This is a genomic window from Luteibacter sp. Sphag1AF, assembly GCF_014192715.1.
In the GTDB taxonomy this organism is placed as follows: Bacteria; Pseudomonadota; Gammaproteobacteria; order Xanthomonadales; family Rhodanobacteraceae; genus Luteibacter.
Map to the genome: position 1 here is coordinate 278,147 of NZ_JACHYH010000003.1, position 19,523 is coordinate 297,669.

General features: G+C 62.3%; 12 protein-coding genes and 2 pseudogenes. 8 read left to right on the forward strand and 6 right to left on the reverse strand.

Going from position 1 to position 19,523, the window contains the following annotated elements; all coding sequences use genetic code 11:
- Nucleotides 1-17 precede the first annotated feature (17 nt).
- A complete protein-coding gene (gene clpB / locus FHW69_RS10820) occupies nucleotides 18-2,600 on the reverse strand; it encodes an ATP-dependent chaperone ClpB (protein WP_183423065.1) in 2,583 nt (860 codons plus the stop codon).
- 153 nt (nucleotides 2,601-2,753) lie between these two features.
- Here clpB and otsB point away from each other — a divergent pair, with 153 nt between their 5' ends.
- From otsB to FHW69_RS10850, 6 genes and pseudogenes are all read left to right on the forward strand, one after another.
- Nucleotides 2,754-3,524: a trehalose-phosphatase gene (gene otsB, locus FHW69_RS10825; protein ID WP_343204008.1), complete on the forward strand. Its 771-nt coding sequence runs from the start codon at nucleotides 2,754-2,756 to the stop codon at nucleotides 3,522-3,524.
- Between the two features lie 41 nt (nucleotides 3,525-3,565).
- Nucleotides 3,566-4,981 (forward strand): alpha,alpha-trehalose-phosphate synthase (UDP-forming), encoded by a 1,416-nt coding sequence (gene otsA / locus FHW69_RS10830; RefSeq protein ID WP_183423066.1) that lies wholly within the window; start codon nucleotides 3,566-3,568, stop codon nucleotides 4,979-4,981.
- A 57-nt stretch (nucleotides 4,982-5,038) separates the two neighbouring features.
- Nucleotides 5,039-5,322: pseudogene (locus FHW69_RS10835) on the forward strand (transposase); the annotation flags it as partial.
- Between the two features lie 568 nt (nucleotides 5,323-5,890).
- Entirely contained in the window at nucleotides 5,891-6,394 is a 504-nt protein-coding gene (locus FHW69_RS10840) for a hypothetical protein (protein WP_183423067.1), read from the forward strand.
- A 16-nt stretch (nucleotides 6,395-6,410) separates the two neighbouring features.
- A complete protein-coding gene (locus FHW69_RS10845; protein WP_183423068.1) occupies nucleotides 6,411-8,204 on the forward strand; it encodes an XVIPCD domain-containing protein in 1,794 nt (597 codons plus the stop codon).
- A gap of 180 nt (nucleotides 8,205-8,384) precedes the next feature.
- Nucleotides 8,385-9,053, forward strand: a complete 669-nt coding sequence (locus FHW69_RS10850; protein WP_183423069.1) for a hypothetical protein — start codon at nucleotides 8,385-8,387, stop codon at nucleotides 9,051-9,053.
- 66 nt (nucleotides 9,054-9,119) lie between these two features.
- Here FHW69_RS10850 and FHW69_RS10855 read toward each other — a convergent pair whose 3' ends face one another.
- On the reverse strand, nucleotides 9,120-11,360 hold the full coding sequence (locus FHW69_RS10855) for an AAA family ATPase (RefSeq protein WP_183423070.1): 2,241 nt from the start codon (nucleotides 11,358-11,360) through the stop codon (nucleotides 9,120-9,122).
- 232 nt (nucleotides 11,361-11,592) lie between these two features.
- On the opposite strand from FHW69_RS10855, the pseudogene FHW69_RS10860 reads away from it, so the two are divergent.
- Nucleotides 11,593-11,970 (forward strand): annotated as a pseudogene (locus FHW69_RS10860) (IS5 family transposase); the annotation flags it as partial.
- Nucleotides 11,971-12,008: 38 nt separating this feature from the next.
- Here the strand turns inward: FHW69_RS10860 and pgeF are convergent.
- Together pgeF and rluD are read right to left on the reverse strand one after the other, a co-directional pair.
- On the reverse strand, nucleotides 12,009-12,734 hold the full coding sequence (gene pgeF / locus FHW69_RS10865) for a peptidoglycan editing factor PgeF (protein ID WP_183423071.1): 726 nt from the start codon (nucleotides 12,732-12,734) through the stop codon (nucleotides 12,009-12,011).
- 2 nt (nucleotides 12,735-12,736) lie between these two features.
- Nucleotides 12,737-13,708, reverse strand: a complete 972-nt coding sequence (gene rluD, locus FHW69_RS10870; protein ID WP_183423072.1) for a 23S rRNA pseudouridine(1911/1915/1917) synthase RluD — start codon at nucleotides 13,706-13,708, stop codon at nucleotides 12,737-12,739.
- Nucleotides 13,709-13,777: 69 nt separating this feature from the next.
- Here rluD and FHW69_RS10875 point away from each other — a divergent pair, with 69 nt between their 5' ends.
- On the forward strand, nucleotides 13,778-14,602 hold the full coding sequence (locus tag FHW69_RS10875) for an outer membrane protein assembly factor BamD (protein WP_183423073.1): 825 nt from the start codon (nucleotides 13,778-13,780) through the stop codon (nucleotides 14,600-14,602).
- A 60-nt stretch (nucleotides 14,603-14,662) separates the two neighbouring features.
- On the opposite strand, the gene FHW69_RS10880 is transcribed toward FHW69_RS10875, so the two are convergent.
- Entirely contained in the window at nucleotides 14,663-16,279 is a 1,617-nt protein-coding gene (locus FHW69_RS10880; RefSeq protein ID WP_183423074.1) for an NAD+ synthase, read from the reverse strand.
- An 87-nt stretch (nucleotides 16,280-16,366) separates the two neighbouring features.
- Nucleotides 16,367-19,375, reverse strand: coding sequence for a TonB-dependent receptor (locus FHW69_RS10885; protein ID WP_255494750.1), 3,009 nt, complete (start codon nucleotides 19,373-19,375; stop codon nucleotides 16,367-16,369).
- Between the last annotated feature and the right edge of the window lie 148 nt (nucleotides 19,376-19,523).

Consider the following 19,523-nt stretch of genomic DNA (forward strand, 5'->3'; position numbering starts at 1 on the left):
GGACGTCTCGCCGCCGGTTATTCGGCGGCGAACGTCAGATGCGCACCATCCGAATCCACCCGGATGGTCTGTCCCGGCGCAAAGACACCGGAAAGAATGCGCTGCGCCAGCGGGTTTTCCAGCTGCTGCTGGATCGCGCGCTTCAGCGGTCGTGCGCCATACACCGGATCAAAGCCTGCACTGCCCAGCAGATCCACGGCAGCGTCAGACAGCTCCAGCTTCAACTGACGATCAGCCAGACGCTTGCCGAGATAGGCCAGCTGGATGCGCGCAATAGAACGGATCTGCGACTTGTCCAGCGGACGGAACACCACCAGGTCGTCGAGGCGGTTGATGAACTCCGGACGGAAGTGCGTCTGCACCACGCCGAGCACCGATGCCTTCATCTGCATGTAATCCGCTTCCCTGTCGCCCGCCTGCTCCTGAATCAGGTTGGAGCCGAGATTCGACGTCATCACGATCACGGTGTTGCGGAAGTCCACGGTGCGACCCTGTCCATCCGTCAGGCGGCCATCATCAAGCACCTGCAACAGGATGTTGAACACATCCGGATGCGCCTTCTCCACTTCATCGAGCAGGATGACGCTGTACGGGCGACGACGCACGGCTTCGGTCAGATAGCCGCCTTCCTCATAGCCCACATAACCCGGAGGCGCACCGACCAGACGGCTGACCGAGTGCTTCTCCATGAACTCGCTCATGTCGATGCGGATCATCGCGTCTTCGGTGTCGAACAGGAATCCAGCCAGCGCCTTGCAAAGTTCTGTCTTGCCCACGCCGGTCGGGCCCAGGAACAGGAACGAGCCATAGGGACGATTCGGATCAGACAACCCGGCACGTGCACGACGGATGGCATCGGACACCGCGCGCACAGCTTCATCCTGGCCCACCACGCGGGTATGCAGCGCCGCTTCCATGTTCAGAAGCTTGTCGCGCTCGCCTTCCAGCATCTTGTTGACCGGAATACCCGTCCAGCGCGACACGACTTCGGCGATTTCCTCGGCTGTGACGCGATCCTGCAGGAGGGTAAAGTCCTGCTGTTCTGCTGTTTGCGCGGCAGCGAGCTGCGCTTCCAGGGCAGGCAGTTTGCCGTACTGGATTTCGCTCATCGTCGCGTAGTCCTGCCGACGCTGAGCCGCTTCAAGATCCAGACGGGCTTGCTCGATCTGTTCCTTGACCTTCGTCGCGCCCTGCAACGTGGCCTTCTCCGACTTCCACACCTCGTTCAGATCGGAGAACTCGCGCTCCAGCGTTTCGATGTCGCTCTCCAGCGTGGCCAGACGCTGCTTCGACTCATCGTCTTTTTCCTTGCGCAACGCCTCGCGCTGAATCTTCAGCTGGATCAGACGACGCTCCAGACGATCAAGCTCCTCCGGCTTGGAATCAATTTCCATGCGGATGCGCGACGCGGCTTCGTCCATCAGGTCGATGGCTTTGTCCGGCAACTGCCGGTCGGGAATGTAGCGGGCCGACAACGTGGCGGCGGCCACGATGGCAGGATCGGTGATTTCCACACCATGATGCACCGCGTAGCGCTCTTTCAGGCCACGCAGAATGGCAATGGTGTCTTCCACGCTTGGCTCACCCACAAACACCTTCTGGAAACGGCGCTCCAGTGCAGCGTCTTTTTCGACGTATTTACGGTACTCATCCAGTGTGGTGGCGCCGATGCAATGCAGTTCGCCGCGAGCCAGCGCCGGCTTGAGCATGTTGCCTGCATCCATCGCACCATCGGCCTTGCCTGCGCCCACCATCGTGTGCAGTTCGTCGATGAAGAGGATGACCCGGCCTTCCTGCTTGGACAGATCATTCAGCACGCCCTTCAGGCGCTCCTCGAATTCTCCACGGAACTTGGCGCCAGCAATCAGCGCGCCCATGTCCAGCGACAGCACGCGCTTGTCGCGCAGGCCTTCGGGCACTTCGCCATTGATGATCCGCTGGGCAAGACCTTCCACGATGGCGGTCTTGCCGACGCCCGGCTCACCGATCAACACCGGGTTGTTCTTGGTACGGCGCTGCAACACCTGGATCGTGCGCCGGATTTCCTCATCGCGACCGATCACCGGGTCGAGCTTGCCTTTCTCGGCGCGCTCGGTGAGGTCAATGGTGTACTTTTCCAGCGCCTGGCGCTGATCTTCCGCATTTTCCGATTGCACTTTTTCGCCGCCGCGCAGCTTGTCGATCGCTGCATCAAGGCGGTCTTTGGTGGCACCCGCCGCTTTCAGCGCGCCGCCCACCTCGCCGCGATCTTCCAGCGTCGCCAGCACGAACAACTCGCTGGCAATGAACTGGTCGCCGCGCTGCTGGGCCAGCTTGTCGGTGAGGTTGAGCAGGCGGGTCAGGTCGTTGCCAACGCTGATATTGCCTTCCTGACCACTCACCTTTGGCAGCCGCTCAAGAATTTCGGCCAGGCGCTGCCGCAGCGCAGGTACGTTGACCTGCGCCTGGGTCAGCAACGGAGCGGTGGAACCGCCCTGTTGATCCAGCAGCGCGGACAGTACGTGCACCGGCTCAAGTACCTGGTTATCGCGGCCCACGGCAAGCGATTGGGCGTCCGAAAGCGCCTGCTGGAACCGGGACGTCAGCTTATCCATTCGCATATCAGTCACTCCCCAAAAGGTTCTTCGACGGCAATTTCCGTCACTGGCCTTCAGATGCGGGCCGCAGCGTAGCGGTTCAACTGTGGACTGAAGGTCATCTTCACGTTCCGGTCGGCACACTGGAACCCAACACGACAAGGCAGTACCCCCCAAGTGACCCAGACCGCCGCTTCCCGCACGCTGCCCCTTCCCCCGCCGGGGCTGATCCATTCCAATTCTGCCCTGTTCCTTGACGCCGACGGCACCCTCCTGCCGTTCGCGGACGACCCCGATGCCGTTATCGTGGCTCCGGGCCTGGTAGATCTGCTGGACGAACTGCGCAGCAAACTCGGTGGCGCCCTGGCCCTTATCAGTGGTCGGGCCATCGCCAATCTGGACTATCTGTTCGGCCGCCCCGACTGGGCAGCGGCGGGCCAGCATGGACTGGAGCGCCGCGGCAGCTATGGCGCGCTGACCGTCGAGGCCGTGGACCCCGTGGAACTGGCCAATCTGCGCGACGCCGCTTATGTGCTGGCGGCGTCGTTGCCCGGCGTACGCGTGGAAGACAAGGGATTCTCCATTGCCCTGCACTGCCGCGAACGGCCAGAGCACGAGCAGGCACTGGCCCATCTCGCGCCTGCCATCGCAGGCCGCTTTAAAGGATTCGAGCTGCAACCGGGCAGCTATGTCTTCGAGTTCAAGCCACGAGGCATGGACAAGGGCAAAGCCGTCGCTGCCCTGATGAGCGTGGAACCCTTCACTGACCGCGTGCCGGTTTACCTGGGCGACGACCTCACCGACGAACACGCATTTGCGGCCGTCAACGCCCTGGGCGGCAGCAGCGTCCGGGTAGGTACAAGGGAGCCCACGGTCGCGGGCTTCACATTATCTAGCCCGGCCGATGTTCATGCTTGGCTGTATCAAGTGAATGCCATGCTTACATAAAAGGAGATGAAGTCGATGCGCCATCGGGAGACACTCGCGCCGTGAGCCGCCTCGTCGTCATTTCCAATCGCGTGGCGCTGCCGCGGCAAACGCAGACCGGCGGCCTCGCCTCGGCCATGAATGCCGCCCTTCAGGAACGCGGCGGCCTGTGGTTCGGATGGAGCGGCAACATCGCCGCCGAAAGCGGCAAGGAAGTGCACGAGATTTCCGAGCGCAACATCAGCTACGCCACCATTGACCTGTCCAAAGCCGACCACGACGACTATTACAGCGGCTTCGCCAATCGAGCCCTGTGGCCGTTGTTTCATTACCGTGGCGACCTGGTGGATTACCGGCGCGATCACCTGGAAGGCTATCTGCGCGTCAATCGCACGTTTGCGCGCACCGTCGCCAAGCTGATCGACAAAGACGACATCATCTGGGTGCACGATTACCACCTGATTCCGCTGGCGGCGATGCTCCGCGAACTGGGCGTGGAAAACAAGATCGGCTTCTTCCTGCACACGCCCCTGCCTGCCGCCGGACTGCTCATCACGCTGCCGCGTCATCGCGAGTTGCTGGAGCCGCTGGCGTCCTACGACCTGGTCGGCCTGCACACCCAGCGCGATCTGCGTGCGCTGGAAGACTATTTCCTGCATGAACTGGGCGCCGCGATGCGCACCGGCGGCCGCATCCGCGCCGCCAACGGACGCATTTTCCGTGCCGGCGTTTTCCCCATCAGCATTGATACAGCCGAAGCGGTGGAACTGGCGCATCGCGCCGAAGACAGCGGTGCGGTGTCTCGTCTGCGCGCCAGCCTGGATGATCGCGCCCTCATCATTGGCGTGGATCGTCTGGACTACTCCAAGGGCCTGCCGGAACGCTTTGAAGGGTTCGCCCGGCTGCTTCGCGACCATAAAGACATGCGCGGCCACGTGTCGCTGCTGCAAATTGCCCCGCCCTCGCGCTCAGACGTGCCCGAATACCGGCAACTGCGCCGCGAACTCGAACGCAGCGCCGGCCACATCAACGGCCAATACGCCGAACCGGACTGGGCGCCCATCCGCTACGTCAACAAGTCGTTCGCGCACAAAGTGCTGGCGGGCTATTTCCGCGTGGCCAAAGTGGGCCTGGTCACTCCCTTGCGTGACGGCATGAATCTGGTCGCCAAGGAATACGTGGCCTGCCAGGACCCGCAAGACCCCGGCGTACTGGTGCTGTCCCGCTTTGCGGGCGCCGCGCAGGAACTGGATGCCGCCCTGCTGGTGAACCCGTCCGATCTGGACGAGGTGTCCGATGCACTGGCTCGCGCATTGAAAATGCCACTGAAAGAACGGCGCATGCGCTGGCAGTCGATGATGGACGTGCTGGAACGCAACGACATCACGGTGTGGCGCAACGCATTCCTGCAAGCGCTGTCCGAACCGCCCAAAGTCAAACCGGACATCTACGTGCAGACGCCCGTCATCTCTCCTTAGGAAACGCTGATTTTGCCCCTCGGTCGAAACGAAGCTCCCACCGACAGAGTGTAGAAGATGTCCGACCAGCTGACGTTAGCCACCCAGGCAGACCGTGGTTTCGAAGCGCATCGCAAGCCGACGCGGTGGGACGTGTTCCTGGCCGAGATGGACAAGGTGGTCCCGTGGTCGGCGCTGTGCGCGGCGATCGAACCGTTCTATCCCAAGGCGCGTGCTGAAGGTGGCCGTCGCCCGGTGGTCTGGAGCGCATGCTGCGCATCCACTTTTTGCAGCAGTGGTATGCGTTGAGCGATCCGGCCGTGGAAGAAGCCCTGTATGACTCGGTATCGATGCCGCGATTCGTGGGTGATGTTTACGTTGTTTGCGCTGAGCAATCTGTGGATGGTGCGCAAGCATCTGCTGGCGCAGACATCGCAGCGGCATCCCGCAGCAAAATGGGGTGCGAAATCGCCTCGTGACGAAGCAAATATCCGTCGGTGATCGTCAAGCGAGAGCGGGCACGGTCACTGTCGTCAAAAAAACGGGATGATCAGATCATCCCTAAGACACCCTTTTTTCGGGTAACCGTGTGGTGTGCCCGCTTTTCCCTCAAGGTCGGCGGTGGGCCACCGTGCTCCTCCGGTAGCGCGATGGGGACCCGCCGTAGCATGCTGCCGTCCACCGAAACTGTGCACCGGTGACCATGCCGCCGATGGTTCCCTTCGTTAAGATGAACCTGCGGCCGCGCCGATGCGGTCAAACCCAGGAGCCACGGAAGATGCCCCGATGATGCGCGCCACTGCCGTGCTCGCCAACCTGTCCACCACCTTGCTGCTGGCCTGCGCTTCGCCGGCCCAAGAAACACCTCCCTCCCCCGCTGCCGGCGCTCACGCAGTCCCCGCAAGCCCTTCTACCGATAAGGACCATCCCATGACCGTTGCCGCTGCGTCATCGCTGCTGCCGGGGGCGAGCGATGCCGGCGCCCGCGTGCTGGCGTTCCTCTCCGACATTTCATCCACGGCCGCCTTTACCCCGACCGGCATTGGCCAGGCGATGGGTGTCACGCTGGGGCCAGACCCCAACAACGACCCCGGATGGGCCGTCTACCATAGCCATGACCTGGGGCACGGCTGGACCTACTGGGTCCAGTTCGCGGCAGGTGAGGCGACCTTGAAGCCCGGATTTCGCTTTTGGTTCGACCATCCCGACCGCTCGGCCGATGCCGCGCCGGTGTGCGCGTTGCCCCTAGACCGGCTTCGCAGCACGCTGACCGCCCACGGCTGGGTCGAGCGAACGGTGCCCTCGGAAATAGGCAGCGTCTTGGCCGTTCAGTTCACCAAGGCCGACATGGTGCTGACGTTGACGCCGCGCGATGGTGCGCAAGTGGACGGCATCGCCTGCGTGCTGTCCCTGCAAACCGCCGACGCCCGCTGACTGCAAAGGATTGCCCATGGCCAAGCCAGATCCTCACCCCCATCCCTATCCCGCTCTTGATGAAGCGGTCCATCAATTTGCCGAGCAAAATGGCGTCACGCCGGCTCAGGTGTCGGCGCTACGCGCCGCCTTGGCCGCCGACCCCAATGTGAGTCAGCGACTGGATGACCAAGTTCGCATTGGTGCTCTGCACGGCTTTGCGCCGGCCGCAGCGGGTGCGCCCGACCATCCGGTGGGCGACTACGAACGGGGTGCGGGCACCGTGACTTTGCCCGCGTCCGCCTTCCCCGCTTCGGGGGCTCACGCGGACCTGGCCGCGGTGCTGCGCGTGCAGGCCATGGTGGTGGAGTTTGGCGGCAAGCACTACACGGATGCCGCCGGCACGAGCCAACCGGTTACCCCGGACATGCTGAGCAATCTACAAGGCACCCTCAACGGCTCGCCGGTGTTGGCCGACGACATCAAGCGCGCGGCCACGACGGCAGACCCCTTACAGCCTCACCACCGCATCCTGGAATCGTTCGCGTTCACCGCACCGGGTGCCGGAGTGGGGGGCAGCTTCAGCGCGCCCAACCACGCCATGAATCTGGTCAGCGAGTCGTTGATGACGACCACGCCGCCGGGTGGCTCGGGCCAATACGACCCGTATGATTTGACCTTCGTCATCGGCCATGAAGTCCAGCACGGGTTTAATGCCCAAGCAGCGGCACAAGCGCGCTCGGCCTTTGTGGCCGATGTGCGCACCTTGGCCGCGACGCCAGGCCCGGTGCACGATTACACCGCGTTGGTGGAGCGGCGCATCCAAGCCGGGCGTGAGGATGAGGCCAGCGCCCACATCTCGGGATGGAACGCGCTGCGCAGCCGGGTCGAGCACGAGCGTGGCGCCGTGAGCCTGGCGGCCATCGACCGTGCGGACCACTCGCGCGCCGCCGATTTCCTTGAGGTGCAGAACGGCGCGTTGGTGCCGCGCGCCAACGTGCAGCTCAACGCCGACCTCTCGATGGCCCACTCACACGCGAACATCGCGGGAATGGGGCACAACTACTTTGACCGGCCGGTGCATCCGGCGCCTGGCGATAACCGCCAGGCCATGCATTTGGGGCATGGGGGCGTCGAGGATTACCCGAACTATTACGCTGGGTGGGCTGTGGCGGTCATCGGCGCGGAAGAGCGCGCCACGGCACACGGCAAGGGTCCGGCTCCGCAAATTCAAATCAACATGACGCACGCCGGCCTCAGCGAGGCAATGATGGAACAGGCGGGCCTTAACCTCGCGCCGTCCAAGCAGTCCATCCCGTATTTGGACAACAGCACGCAACCCGCCACGCTCCATCGCTTTGACCATACGAGCGACGGCCCGCACCAGTATCAATCGGTTCCCGTGGCCCCCGTTCGCCTGGACGACCCGACCCACGCGGACCACGCCTTGTTTCGGCAAGCCCGGGGACATGTGGCGGCACTGGACCAAAGCTTGGGCCGAACACCGGACCAACACACCGACCAAATCGCCTCGTCGCTTGTGGTGCAAGCGCGGGCCGATGGCCTGCAACGCATCGACCAAGTGGCGCTGTCCACAGATGGGGAGCGGCTATGGGCGGTGCAAACCCCTCCCGGCCGCACCGACCACCTATTTGACCTGCGCACCAGCGTGCCGACGGCCGAGGCGGTGACATCGATGGAGCAAAGCGGCGCCAAGTGGCCGCAGGCCATGCAGCAGTTCGAACAGACGCAGGCACAGCAGCAAGCCCAAAGCCAACAAGTCACCCAAAACCAGACGCAAGGCCCGGTTATGGGCCATGGCGGGCATTGAATCATGAAGCACTTATAAACTCCGGGCGGCGATACTGACGATGATCCGTCGAGTTCGAGTTTGGACCGCCAGACCCGGCCATCCGTCCATTCGGGGTGCCACGATGAATCAGCGCACGGCTCAGCTTCTGTCCGAGGTTCCTCAGAACATCATTCCACGCATGGCAACTAAGGGTGAGTTATGACGTCGGAGAATGCCAAAAGCGCAACACTCGACGTCCTCATCGAGGAATCTCATGTCCTCCATGCTGAGCTTTGGGAGGCGCTGGACGAATGTCACCCTACCGGGACCCCTCGCGGCAAGATTGCAACCATCTTTCTCGAACTCGCCCAACAGCATGCTTTGGCGTTTCGCTGTCTCATGGCTGGTGGGCTTACCCATTCCGCCATCCCTCTCCTCCGTCTCCAGTTTGAGGCGACAGTCAAAGGGTTCTGGGTGAACTACGCCGCCACCGACGACTGGATTGGAAAGGCCTCGACGGTCGTGCTGAAAAACAACCGGCCTGTTGAGCCACCCGGCAGGACCATCAATGAGATGCTCACGGCACTCCAGCAGACAGCTCATCCCCTTGTCGGTGTCCAGTTGCGGGAATTCGAGACAAGCAACCTCAAGCCGTTGAACTCCTTCATCCACAGTGGCATCTCTGCGCTGTCGACGCTTCACCGGGGACTGCCAGAGTCGTTTCTTTGCCAGATTGTCCGCATCTCGAATGGCCTTGCCGGTCTATGCGCCACCCTTCTGGCCGAGATGAGCAACAGTGCGGAAGCGAATCATGCGCTGTTTGAGGTGCAGGCTGCCCATATGGCCTGCATGCCAAACATCCGTGCTGCCGGGATATTGATACCCTGACCGAGGGCGCTATCGAGGCAAGCCGGGACGGCTGAGGGCAAACGGGGTGTGCCGGCGCTGCGAATGTCACGCCGCCTCGGCGACATCCTTGACCTCCGGCTCGAAATCGTCACCCATCATCATGCGGTAATGGTCGCCCTGCTGTAGGTTGTCGAAAATTCGCCTAAAGACCTTCAGGTACAGCGCGTCCTGGTCTTCGTTCGGGACCATGTAGAGATCCTCATGGACCGCATGCGACCCGTCGTTCGCCCACGAAAGCAATGAGTGCGCAGCAATCTTCTCGTCGCCAACGAGGTTGCCACAGGCCTTGTCGATATCGAGGCCTCCAAGCAGCTTGAAGTAGCTGTCGAAAATCCTGCGCATGGTGTTGGGAAGCGTGAGTGAATGGCCTGCTGGCTTTCGGACGTCCTGCCAAAGGAGCTGGTAGCTGCTCTTGACGGGATTGTTGTTTTGAAAGGCAACAAGGTTACTGACGCCACCCTTCTTCCTGCACACCCAGAACGCGGATTTAGAAAGGCCGCCGGTTCCTTTTGCAAACGTGACTTCCTTATGGAAGTAGACGTTGTGCGTGAGCACAAGAACCTGCTTGATGGGCCCCTTGCCACCGCGTGCCATCTCGGCCATCTCTCGCACCAGGGAAGACACGACAAAGAGGATGTCGCTGTCGAGGCTTGAGACGGGGTCATCGAGAACGATGACGCGGTCTTCTTCGATGGCGGTGGTGGAATTGGAGGCGCGGGCCAAGTGGTAGAAGTAGAGGAAGGTAATAAATGTCTTCTCGCCCTCACTCAGGTTGTGATGCGCGGGCTGTCCATTTGCCCTGACCAGCACATATGTATGGGCTTCCTCTGCTTGTTTTAGATGAAAGTTGGTGAAGTGGAAGGCTCTTAGCGTCTGGTTTATTTTCTCAACGGTCGGCTGCGTGCTGGTGGTCCTCTCCTCCAGCCCGTTTAGCTCCTTTTTCCATTTTGCCTGCACATCCTTTGCGTTCTGGATTTTTTCCTTCAAGCCTGTGATGGCTTTGCCGGTGGTGTTGCAGGCCTGGTCCCACGCCCCCAGGGCATCCTTAAGCTCTACATCAATGAGATAGCGCCAAAAGTCGGCTGTAAGTGCCGTCTTTTCAGAGGCCGCGTTGGCAACCATCCTGTTGTGTTCCGTAATTTTCAGGTTTGCTTCAGAGACCAGTGTATTGACGGCTTCAAGTGCAGCCACAAGGCCGGTGAGCTTTATCTCCGAACTTGGTGACTGGAGCTTCCGTTGTATCCTAAGGAGAGCCGCCGGGAGACGTTCATCGAACACGTCAATGAGGCGACCAAGCTCCACCCTGTCGTGATAGTCCGTAGACATCTCACGCAACCGTTCCATCGATGCACTGATGTTCGTGGTTGTCTCGGCATAACTGTCGGCCGCCGTTCTGAGTGCTGCCGTCTTGGCAGCAAATGCTTCATCGAAGAAGTCAGCCAGGTCACGTTCCAGGTCTGGCGGAATCTCCTGCTGGCAAAACGGACACTGCGGTTTGCTTTCCGCAAGGAACTTCACACCTTGGGCAACCCAGTCGGAATTCTGCAGGTGGGAAATGAGTCCGGCGATGTCGACATCCTCCTTTCCCACGATAGCCTTTCCGAAAATCGGTGCATTTTCCAGCATGGTGAGGCGCGTGAGGTCAGTAATCGGCAACAGTGGTACCGTCGACGGGTCAGCTGTAAACACCGTGCGGGCCCTTGCCTGCAAATCCTCGAATGTGCAGGTCTTCCCGTTGTTGGTGTTCCGCCGTTCCAAAAGCCGGGCCCGGAAGACGTCGCTGTCACCCATGACTCCGGTGAGCGCAACCTTGAACTCTTCCTTGTGTTTTCTGGTTTGGGCGAGGCATGCATCCTTCAATGCTTTGACGGCTGTTGCCATCTCCCCCAGTTTTCCTCCGTTGCCGTCACTGCCTTGCAGGTTGTGCGTAAAGCCCTGCTCTTCCTTCAGTGAGGCAGCGATATCCTCCGACCGCGCCTTGATGCGCCCCTGGATGGCCTTGTCTTCTTCCCCGAGGGTGAAGACACCTTTGGCCTTGCCGTCTTCTCCGAAAACCGATTGGACAAAGTCGCGGTTATAGACGTCTGTCCGGAGAGCCCGGTTGTCCTGCCACGACACCACACATCCTCCAAAGGATTCGGCCTCCTGCCCGGACAGGAATTTCGACAGCGTCGTCTTGCCTGCCCCATTCGGGCCATAGATGAAGTTGCAAACGTTCAGCGGCCCCATCAGCACGCCGGCAACCGGATACGTGGCCACGTTCGCTAAGGTGAGTGCGGTAATCATTGGTGGTTCCCCCTTTCCCTGTTTTCCACTATCGGCCTGACTTCATCCGGCCTCAACCGGATTGCTGCCCGGTCGCTATGCGTTTCCGGCAACCGCCCCGACCACGGCCCGCAGATTCGGATGTCCGGACTTTTCCAGCAACGCCCGCACTTGGCTCCTGACCGTGCTGATTTTGACCACGCGTTGGGTTGGGACGGCCGGTAACCGGCGTCCGGCTGAGGGGGCGACGTCCCCGTGGGCGGAGCTGTGCGCGGTGATCGAACCGTTCTATCCCAAGGCGCGTGCTGAAGGTGGCCGTCGCCCGGTGGGTCTGGAGCGCATGTTGCGCATCCACTTCCTGCAGCAATGGTATGCGTTGAGCGACCCGGCCGTGGAAGAAGCCCTGTATGACTCGGTATCGATGCGCCGATTCGTGAATATCGCCTTGGGCCGCGAGCCGGTGCCGGACGAAACGACTGTGGGTAAATTCCGGCATCTGCTGGAAAAGCACGGTCTGGCCGAGCAGCTGTTAAAGGCGGTGAACCAGCACCTGCACGATCACGGGCTGAAGCTGTCGCAGGGCACGATTGTGGATGCGACGATCCTGGGCGCGGCCTCGTCGACGAAGAACTAAGGATGGTCTGATCATCCCTTAGAATTGGGTGGACATTACGTCCAGATCAGCGAAGCGAACCGGCCGCTTTTTCCGGCATCGCGCCGGTAAGAGTAAAAGCGCGGATCGGTCAATGTATCGAATCCGCCGCCATGGATGCTGCGCACACCAGCCTGCTCCAGGCGTTGCCGGGCAAGCGCGTAGAGGTCACACAGCCAATGCCCCGGCCGCGTGGGGTGGAAAGCCACAGCTGCCGACGCGTCCCGGGCCACAAAGGCAACCCGGACCTCATCGCCCACTTCAAATGACGCCGGCCCGATGCACGGCCCGAGCCAGGCCATGACGTCGCCGCCCATCGCCTGCACAGTGTTTTCCAGCACGCCGGCCAGCAATCCGCGCCAGCCCGCATGCGCGGCCCCGATGCGCGAGGCGTCCGGGGAGCAGAAGAGCACCGGCAGGCAATCGGCCGTGAGGATGGCCAGCGCCGTGCCAGAACCTTCCGCCACCGCAGCATCGGCCTCGGGCTCCGGACCATCGGAACTGGCGCTCGCCACTGTCGTGCCATGCACCTGCCTCAGCCAGTACGGGGCCCCTGGCAATCCGAGCGCCGCAACAAGCCCCTCGCGATTGGCCGCCACCGCGACCGGATCATCCCCGCAGCGCGAACCGAGGTTCAGCCGGTCAAACGGCTCGACCGACACCCCCGGACCCTGCCGCGTGGTAACCACGGCGCGCACCTGCGGTGGCGCCGGCCATTCGGGAATGATCCAGGGATCGCTCATGCTCAGTCGTCCGGATGCGCCTGGGTGTCCACACGAAGCGCCGAAATCAGCGCCTCCTGATCGGCTGGACGGGGCGACGTGAAGTCCAGCGCCTCGCCCGTGATCGGGTGCTCGAAGGCCAGACGTTCGGCGTGCAGGGCCTGACGACGGAACCCGCGCAGCGTGTCGATCAGCGACTGATCCGCACCACGGGGCAGGCGCAGGCCGTTGCCGTAAAGCGGATCACCGATCAGCGCGTGCCCGATATGGGCCAGATGCACGCGAATCTGATGCGTGCGGCCCGTCTCCAGATTGCACTGAAGCACCATGTGGGCGCGGAAGCGCTCGCGGATGCGGTAGTGGGTGATGGCTTCCTTGCCGCCATCTTCCACCTCACGGACGCCCTGCTTAAGGCGATCATGCTGGTGGCGGCCAATGGCCTGGTCCACCGTGCCGCCGGCCACCATCGTGCCCGTGACCACCGCCTCGTACTGGCGATGGACATCGTGCCGGGACAGCATGGCCACCAGCGCGGTATGGGCAGCAATGGACTTGGCCACCACCATCAGGCCGGCCGTGTCCTTGTCCAGACGATGGACGATGCCCCCCCGGGGCAATTCGGCCAGCTTCGGGCTATGGTGCAGCAAGGCGTTCAGCAGGGTGCCGGCCGAGTTGCCCGCACCCGGATGGACGACCAGGCCGGGCGGCTTGTCCAGCACCAGAAGGTCATCGTCCTCGAAGCGGATATCGAGGTCCATGGCCTCCGGGGCCGCCTCCACTTCCGTCTCAAGTTCCGCTTCCAGAACAACTTTTTCCCCACCGTGCAGCAGTTGGCGGGGGGGCGCCTTCTTACCATCCAGGAGGACCAGACCCGCCTTGATCCAGCCCGAAAGGCGGGAGCGGGAGTATTGCGGGAACATCTCGGCCAAAGCCTGGTCGAAACGACGTCCCGCGGCCACCAATGGCACCGTGGCCTCATGCCGGAGCACAGTCACGAGCGTGCCCCCGGAGACCGGCCGGTTTCGGCTATCATGCAAATTCGCTTAAGCATCCGAACTCTCTCAATGCGCGCTACCAAGCTGATAATTCTGCTCGCTCTCGCCCTCGCGACAAGCGCCTGCTCGATGTTCCGTCATAAGGGCGAAACCATCGACACCATGCCGGTGGACAAGCTTTATGCCAATGCCCACGACTCGCTGGAGAACTCTGATTTCGCAGCGGCGGAGAAGGCGTACCAACGCCTCATCGCCCGTTTCCCGTCTGGTGACATCAACGAACAGGCGCAGATCGAGCTGGCTTACGCGCAGTACAAAGACAACAAGCCGGAAGACGCGTACTCGACGATTAACCGCTTCATCAAGACGTTTCCGACCCACAAGCATGCAGATTATGCCTATTACCTGCGCGGTCTGATCAATTTTGATCGAACCGGCGGTCTGATCGAGCGCTACCTGGGGCGTGAAAGCGCCACCACGCGCCGCGATCAGGGCTACAACCTGCAGTCTTTCGACGACTTCAGCCAGCTGACGCGCCGCTATCCCAACAGCGCCTACGCCACGGACGCCCGCCAGCGCATGATCTTCCTGCGCAACCAGCTGGCCCAGTTCGAGGTCAACGTCGCCGAGTACTACGTCCGGGTGAAGGCTTATATCGCCGCTGCCAACCGTTCGCAGTACGTGATCGAGCATTACCAGCAGTCGCCGGAAACCGCCGATGCCCTGGCGCTGCTCACCCGCAGCTACATTGGCCTGGACCGCCCGGCCCTGGCCGACCAGACCCGCAAGGTGCTGGCCCTGAACTACCCGAACCACCCTTACCTGACCGATGACAAGTGGCCCCACGCCCCTTCCATCTGGCGCAAGGCGATCCCGTTCTCGGGTCACCACTAAGGGAAAAAGAAAAACCGGCGAAAGCCGGTTTTTCTTTGTGGACACCTCCGCAGAGGGGGCTCAGCGCCAGCCCGATGTGATGGGGTAGCGACGCTCGCGCCCAAACGCCTTCGTGGTCACCCGCGGCCCGGGCGCCGCCTGGCGGCGCTTGAACTCGTTGATGAACACCATCCGGATCACCCGGCGCACGGTCGCATCGTCGAAACCGGCCGCGATGATGTCCTCGGCCGACTGCTCGCCCTCGATGAAGCGGGCCAGGATCGCGTCCAGTTCGTCGTACGGCGGCAGGGAATCCTGATCGGTCTGCTCATGGCGAAGCTCGGCCGACGGCGGACGCTCGATCACTGCCAGCGGGATCGCGCCATCGACGTTCGCGCGCCAGCGCGAGATGTCGTAGACCACCGTCTTGTACAGGTCCTTCAGCGGCGCGTAGGCGCCGCACATGTCGCCGTACAGCGTGGCGTAACCCACCGCCATCTCGCTCTTGTTGCCGGTGGACAGCAGCAGCCGGCCCGTCTTGTTCGACATGGCCATCAGCAGCACGCCACGCGAGCGCGACTGGAGGTTTTCCTCCGTGATGTCCGGCGCCCGGCCCTCGAACACCGGTGCCAGCGTTCCCACGAAGGCTTCGTAAATGCCCTCGATCGGAAGGATGTGGTATTCCACGCCCAGATGCTCAGCCTGCGCCTTTGCCTCGCGCAACGAGAGGTCCGAGGTGTAACGGGTGGGCATCATCACCGCCGTGACCCGGTCAGCACCCAGCGCATCCACTGCAATGGCCAGGGTCAGTGCCGAGTCGATACCGCCGGAAAGGCCCAGCAGCACGCCTGAAAAGTGGTTCTTGCCGACGTAGTCGCGCACGCCCCGCACCAGCCCCGCATACATGGTGGCTTCCGGACCCCGGTCGTCCTGCTCCGGCCAGTCGATGGGACGCAGGGAACGAGATGCCGCATCGAACTCCACCAGAAGCAGCATTTCCTCGAACGAAGGCGCCCGTGCCACGACATGGCCGTCGCGCTGCACCAGCAGCGAACCACCGTCGAACAGCAGATCGTCCTGACCACCGACAAGATTCACATAGGCAATGGGGATGTCGTTTTCCGTGGCACGACGGCGCAGCAGCTCTTCGCGCGTGGCCGCCTGGCGGCTGTCATACGGAGAGGCATTGATGACCAGCAGCATCTCGGCGCCAGCCGCCGCGGCATGCGCAGCGGGCTCGGCTTCCCAGATGTCTTCGCAGATCAGCATGCCCACCCGCACACCTTCCATCATGAAGGTGCGGCTGGCTTCACCGGCGCGGAAGTAGCGCTTTTCGTCGAACACCGTGTAATTGGGCAGCGCCTGCTTGTGATACGTCCATTCACGCTTGCCCTCGCGAAGAAGGCTGGCGGCATTGAACACTTCACCGCGCGTGTCCGGATGCCCCACGACCGCTGCGATGCCTTCCAGCCGCGAAGCCAGCCCGACCATTTCCTGCTCGCAGGCTTCAAGGAAACTGGGCCGTTGCAGCAGGTCTTCCGGCGGGTAGCCACTGATTGTCAGCTCGGGGAATGCAATGAGCGAGGCCTGGTGCTGGTCCCGTGCCTTTGCGGCAAGTTCCCGGACCCGGGCGGCGTTGGCGCTGGCCGCGCCCACGGGAAAATCGAACTGGGCCAGAGCGAAGCGAAAAGAAGTCATGGGGACAATCGTTATCGTGCGGGCGAAGTGCCGATGATAACGCCGTCGCGGCCCGCCCACCCGGCGAGCCGCGACAGACGCCCTCGTTCAGAAGTCGTACGACACACTGAAACGCCCGTAACGCGGGGCCTGGCGCTGGGTAATCACGCCATAGGCGGCCTCGGAAATGCCCGGGCCCGACTCCGATACCGCCGACCGCTGCAACGCCCGCTGCTCGTTCAGCAGATTGAAGATGCTGGCGCTGAAGGCGAGCTTCTGCGAGGCAAAGGCAGGCCGGTAGGTCAGGCCCAGATCAATCTGACGAATCCACGGCAGCCGGCCCTGCTTGCCCGGCGGCGACGGTTGCCCGTCGCAGAAGTGGTAGTACGGCGCGTATCCCACCGGGTCCTCGTGATGGGGACCGTAGTAACCGAGGCAGTGACGCGGCGCGCCGGAAATCGCACTGATGTTGGCCGAAGCCAGCCACTCCGGCGCAATCTGGTAATACCCGAACAGCTTGAGCTGATGCGTGTGGTCGTTGTTCTGCGGACCATTCGTGTTCACCATGATCGCGCTGTTGTCCCAGTCCTCACTGGTCGAGGTAGCCGTCTGGCTGAGGTCCGAACGCAACTGGCCTTCCGTGTTGCCGTAGCTGCGCGAGAACGTATATCCCGCCTTCGCATACCAGCGACCGTCGAAGGGATGCTCCAGCAACAGTTCGAGGGCGTAGTAAGAGCGCTTCAGGCCATCGAATCCCAGCTCCTTGTTGCTGACCGGAATGGCAACGTAGCGGCCGGACGTGTCGATGAGGTTGAACGTGTTCGCCTGCCCGGGATTGAACAGATAGCAGCTGTTCGCCTGATGCTTGTTCACGTCGTAGCCCAGCGACTGGCCTTTGCTGATGATCGCGTCGATGTCGCAGAAGTCGTCGATGGCATTGCGCAGCTTGCGGTACGTGACCTTGGCGCCATACACCCAGTGGTCGCCGGCAAGCTTCGTGAATCCCAGGATATATTCGTCCTGGTTTTCCGCCTTCATGTTTTTCGCAGCTACCGTCTTCGGATCAGGCAACACGCCAAACGCATTGTTTGACGATACCGGCACACCCGGCGCAATCGCCGTCAGCCCCGTGGGCGTACCATCACCGGCGATGCCGGTATAGGTGAAGTACTGGCTGGTGCTGAGATAACCGCCCGCCGCATTCAACGCCGGATTAAGCGGCAAACCCAGGTAATAACGGCCAGCGTTGCCGTACACCTTGAAGCTCGCATCGCCATACACGTCCCAACTGAACCCGAGACGAGGCGCCCATTGCGGCTTTGTCTGCCGGATGAAGGCTTCGCTGTGGGCGTTGTAGTTGGTGAACTGGTCGTTGCGCAGACCCACCGTGACCAGCCAGCGATCCGTCACCTGCCACTTGTCTTCGATGTACTGCGCCCGCTGATCCGAGCGGACAGTCGCACGACTCGATGCCACGCCGCGCACCACGTAGTAACCGTTCTCGCCCCCGGGATAGCCACCCGGCGCCGCCACACCCAAACCGGTGGAGATCGGCAGATCCGGCTGCCCCTGCGCATAGGTCCACGTGTAGCCCGGGCCTGAGCTTGCACTACCCTGATTGCGGGCACGCGCAGTCTGGTTGTCGATACCGGCGGTAAGCGTGTGATCGCCCAGCACGTAGCTCAGGTCGATGCGCGTATTGGTCGTTGCATTGCCCCGCCCGGGATCGGTCAGTGACGCGACGGTCTGGCTGCTGCCGCGCGACGAGCCGCCCGTCACTGCCGGGTTCTGATAAACCAGCCCGGCGATGTAGGTTGCCGAAGGATCGTAGCCTGGCGGGCTCAGGTAACTGGCCGTATCCATCTTTCCGTATTGCGCGGTGAGCGTGAGGTTCTCGGTGATGTAACCGGTGTATTTGGCCGTATAAACGTCGCCGCCATATTTCTCGTCGCTGGCTCCGGCGATGTAGTCGCCCCGTTGACGATCCTGATAATCGTAGTCGTAGATCGTGCCGTTCTTCTTGCTCTTGTCCGACGCGCCGGTCACTTCCAGGATGTTGTTCTCGTCGATGTTCCAATCCAGCTTGGCGTACCAGCGCGGATTGGTGTACCGGTAGGCCGTGTCGGGCGCCTGTGTTTTGGTCACGTCGCTTACGGTGTTGCCTGTCTGTCGCTCCACTTCAGCGGCCGCAAACAGGAACAGCTTGTCCTTGATGAGCGGGCCACCGGCATACGCGCTGACCGTCGTGGAGGTGTTGTTGTCCGCGCGGTTGGGCGCATACAGCGCACCGGCTTTGGGCTGCGGCGGCAGGCCGTTGGTGTAGTAGGTGTCGATGCTTTGCGCCCGCGCGCGATTCGGTTCCCACAGCACCTGGGCACCCGCGTGCCATTGATTCGTACCGCGCTTGCCCACCACACTGATGACGCCGCCATCGGAGCGGCCGTACTGCGCGCTGTAGCCACCTGTATAGACTTCCTGCTGCTCGATGGCGCCATAGGGCAGCGAAAGGCCACCAAAGCCACGCAGCGGATCGGTCGTGTTGAATCCGTTGATGTAGTACGCGTTCTCGCTGGCCGCCGAACCGCCGAAGGTCACCAGCGAATTGCCCGTCGCGCTCTTGTAGCCACCGGTGTTGTCGACCACCCCCGGTGCCAGCAATGCGATGGCTTCTGATGAACGGGCCAGCGGCAGGCGTGCCAGCTGATCTGCCGTGACCACGGTGCGCGAGTCCACCGAGGTCACGTCGATGGACGGCGCGACGCGGCCGGACACGGTCACACCACCGAGCTCCTGCACCTCGTTGTCACCGAACGACACGTCCACGCCGGAACCCACGCGAAGGGCAACGTTGTCGCGGCTCTGGATCACTGTGCCCGCATGCGACACCGACACGCTGTAAGTACCCAGCGGCAACTGCGACACGGTGTACCGGCCGCGTGCGTCCACGGATGTCTCGCGCACGATGCCCGACCCGTTGTCCACGCGAACCACATCACCCTCACTCGCCTTGACCTGCCCATAAATTGACCCGCTGGTTGACTGGGCCACGACCCCGTCGACCAGCGCAACCAGCATCGCCGTGCCCAGCGCGGTTTTCTTCCATAGCGGCATTGCCATCGTTTCGTTCCACCCCTTCCCCATGAATGGCCAGCCTCCACCGCGCCACGATCCAGAAGGACGGTGGCGGGAAGGTTCGCTGAGACTGGCCGGATCGACGGCCAAAGCCGCCCGTAACGCCTGCGAGAGCGCTGGTTGATACTGATGA

Excerpts from the sequence above, each read along its gene's own strand:
- clpB (WP_183423065.1), bottom strand. The coding sequence starts at position 2,600 with ATGCGAATGGATAAGCTGACGTCCCGGTTCCAGCAGGCGCTTTCGGAC.
- FHW69_RS10840 (WP_183423067.1), top strand. The coding sequence starts at position 5,891 with ATGACCGTTGCCGCTGCGTCATCGCTGCTGCCGGGGGCGAGCGATGCC.
- FHW69_RS10845 (WP_183423068.1), top strand. The coding sequence starts at position 6,411 with ATGGCCAAGCCAGATCCTCACCCCCATCCCTATCCCGCTCTTGATGAA.
- FHW69_RS10850 (WP_183423069.1), top strand. The coding sequence starts at position 8,385 with ATGACGTCGGAGAATGCCAAAAGCGCAACACTCGACGTCCTCATCGAG.
- FHW69_RS10855 (WP_183423070.1), bottom strand. The coding sequence starts at position 11,360 with ATGATTACCGCACTCACCTTAGCGAACGTGGCCACGTATCCGGTTGCC.
- pgeF (WP_183423071.1), bottom strand. The coding sequence starts at position 12,734 with ATGAGCGATCCCTGGATCATTCCCGAATGGCCGGCGCCACCGCAGGTG.
- FHW69_RS10875 (WP_183423073.1), top strand. The coding sequence starts at position 13,778 with ATGCGCGCTACCAAGCTGATAATTCTGCTCGCTCTCGCCCTCGCGACA.
- FHW69_RS10880 (WP_183423074.1), bottom strand. The coding sequence starts at position 16,279 with ATGACTTCTTTTCGCTTCGCTCTGGCCCAGTTCGATTTTCCCGTGGGC.
- FHW69_RS10885 (WP_255494750.1), bottom strand. The coding sequence starts at position 19,375 with ATGGCAATGCCGCTATGGAAGAAAACCGCGCTGGGCACGGCGATGCTG.